Raw genomic sequence first — 2,822 nt, 5'->3', positions numbered from 1 at the left:
CTTGTGTTTTTATGTTTGGCAGTGATCTTAGGAATTTACTTTTACTTTAAATTCAAAAAGAAAGGGACTGAAGAAACGGTTGTTGAGGGAGATATTACCGTTGGGTTGGAACCCTATAATCAAGATGATGACATCTCATTAGGTATCATTAATAAACTTGATCAGGTTATTACCGAAACGGTACCCTTGGTCTTGATTATGAATAGTGTACAGGCTAAAAAATACACTGAAATCAATCTTGCTGATAGGATTCGTAGTCAGTTTTTTATTGAGTATGGTATCCGCATTCCCGGTATTGTCATTCGTGAGGGGGAAGGTCTTAATGATGAAGATGTCATATTAATGCTAAATGAAGTCAGAGCTTCGCAATTTAAAATTTATCATGATCTTGTCTTGTTGGTTGAATATTCAGATGAAGTGGTTTCGACTTTGATCAAGAAACCTGTCATTGTAAATAGTAATGGTGAACAATATTATTGGGTTACGAAAAGTGATGCTCAAAAATTAACAAAAATTGGCTGTTATACTCGCACGGCCATGGATGAAATGTATAATCATTTATCTGTATGTCTGGCTCATAATATTAATGAGTACTTTGGTATACAAGAAACAAAATATATTCTTGATCAATTAGAGATGAAGTATCCTGATCTATTAAAAGAAATATTAAGATATATAACCGTGCAGCGCATTTCAGAGGTAATTCAGCGTCTGATCCAGGAGCGAATTTCAGTGCGCAATATGCGGTTAGTTATGGAGGCCTTAGCATTATGGAGCCCACGAGAGAAAGATATAATCACACTCGTCGAGCATGTACGAGGTGCATTAGGTCGCTACATTTGTCATAAGTTTTCATATTCTGGAGAAATTAAAGCAATTGTGATTTCGCCTGAAATAGAGGACAGAATCAGAGATGGTGTCAGGCCTACCGCTGGCGGTACTTTTCTTAATCTCGATGCATCCGAAGCTGAGATGATTCTGGATAATTTTAAACTGGCACTTTCTGGAATCAATATTCCTATTAAAGACATTATTTTACTGGGATCTGTGGATATTCGTCGTTTTATCAAAAAACTTATTGAATCTAGTTACCGAGACCTCGAAGTACTTTCGTATGGGGAACTAACGGAAAATGTTCCCGTTAATATTCTGAAAACTATTTAGGATAATGTCTTGCGATATGGAGCATGCCGGTATGAAAAAATTAAAATTATTAAATAAATACAGCTACTTACATAGCATAAACGGCTCTCTGATTGAAGCAGAACTTGACGACGTTTCAGTGGGTGAAGTATGCGAAATTTATGCGAGCTGGCAAGCAAATGAACGTATAGCCAGGGCTCAGGTCGTTGGCTTTCGCAATGGAAAGACATTATTAAACCTTATAGGCAGCTCAGTGGGGCTTACACGTACTGCAGTTTTGAAACCAACGGGAGAGCAGTTAACCATACAGATCAGTGATGCCTTTCTTGGTTCGGTTTTGAATGCCTCTGGTCAAATTATGGAAAGGTTTGTCCCGGATACTCCAGGCGATAGAGGAAATTTACGCCTTATTGATGAACTGCCACCGTCGTATCAGGAACGTCGAGTTATTAATACACCACTAGAGACACGCATAAGAGTCATTGATGGCGTACTGACATGTGGCATTGGTCAACGTGTTGGGATTTTCGCATCGGCTGGCTGTGGCAAAACGGTTTTAATGCATATGCTCGTAAACAATACTGAAGCTGATGTGTTTGTTATTGGCTTGATTGGCGAACGTGGTAGGGAAGTTACGGAATGCGCGGAATCGCTGAAACAATCAGTAAATGCGGCAAAATGCGTATTGGTTTATGCCACCTCTGATTTTTCGTCAGTAGATCGGTGTAATGCCGCCCTGATGGCGACAACCGTGGCAGAGTATTTTAGAGATCGAGGAAAGAGAGTTGTACTTTTTATCGACTCAATGACGCGGTATGCACGAGCACTACGTGATATGAAACTGGCAGCGGGTGAACCACCTGCCAGACGTGGTTATCCTGCTTCTGTTTTTGACAGTTTGCCTCGCTTACTGGAGAGGCCGGGACCAACACTAAAAGGAAGTATCACCGCGTTTTATACCGTGTTACTGGAAGGGGAAGATGAATCAGACCCACTGGGTGATGAAATTCGCTCAATCCTTGATGGCCATATCTATCTAAGTCGCAAACTCGCGGGTCAAGGTCACTATCCGGCAATAGATGTTCTAAAAAGTATGAGTCGAGTATTTGGTCAGGTCACTGATGAAAAACACAGAGATAATGCTGCACGGGTAAGGAAGATCCTCACAACTTTGGAAGATCTACAGGTTTTTATTGACTTAGGGGAATATCGCGCTGGGCAAAATGCTGAAAATGATTTTGCTATGAATGCCCAGCCTAAAATCACAAATTGGTTGAAACAGTCAGTTAATGAAAAAATGCCAATGAGTGAAACTCTAAAAGAGCTTGAACGAATTGTTAAGTAAAGTTAATCGACTTATAAGAAGAACAGCGCAGAGCCTGGCTGCATGTGAAGCATCATTACAAAAGTTAAATGCAGAAAAAGAAAAGTTAGCCGAAAAGGAACGCCTGTATGATATGCAACTTAAAAACCTGCAGTCACTGTTAGATATGAAAGAGTTACTCGGCGAAGTTGTATTTCGCCAGGATATATTTTACTCGTTACGTAAAGTTGCAGTCATTCAGCAGCAGATCGCTGAGATAAATCTTGAAAAGCAAAAAATAGGGTGATGCTGCCAACTTACTGATTTAGTGTATGATGGTGTTTTTGAGGTGCTCCAGTGGCTTCTGTTTCTATCA

At 40.1% G+C, this 2,822-nt stretch carries 2 protein-coding genes and 1 pseudogene; all 3 read left to right on the top strand.

What is annotated here, in order from left to right; translation table 11 throughout:
- On the top strand, positions 1 to 1,164 hold a 1,164-nt coding region (locus OQV04_RS24050), incomplete at its 5' end, for an FHIPEP family type III secretion protein (protein WP_332643162.1).
- 31 nt (positions 1,165 to 1,195) lie between these two features.
- Positions 1,196 to 2,488, top strand: a complete 1,293-nt coding sequence (sctN, locus tag OQV04_RS24045) for a type III secretion system ATPase SctN (protein WP_136747947.1) — start codon at positions 1,196 to 1,198, stop codon at positions 2,486 to 2,488.
- Positions 2,478 to 2,747, top strand: a pseudogene (locus tag OQV04_RS24040) (type III secretion protein); the annotation flags it as partial. The gene sctN and the pseudogene OQV04_RS24040, both read left to right, overlap by 11 nt.
- Positions 2,748 to 2,822 lie beyond the last annotated feature (75 nt).

Source organism: Escherichia sp. Lx600-2 (assembly GCF_036662595.1).
In the GTDB taxonomy this organism is placed as follows: Bacteria; Pseudomonadota; Gammaproteobacteria; order Enterobacterales; family Enterobacteriaceae; genus Escherichia; species Escherichia coli.
Note: the sequence above shows the minus strand (reverse complement) of the source record. Positions and strands in the feature narration are given on the sequence as shown.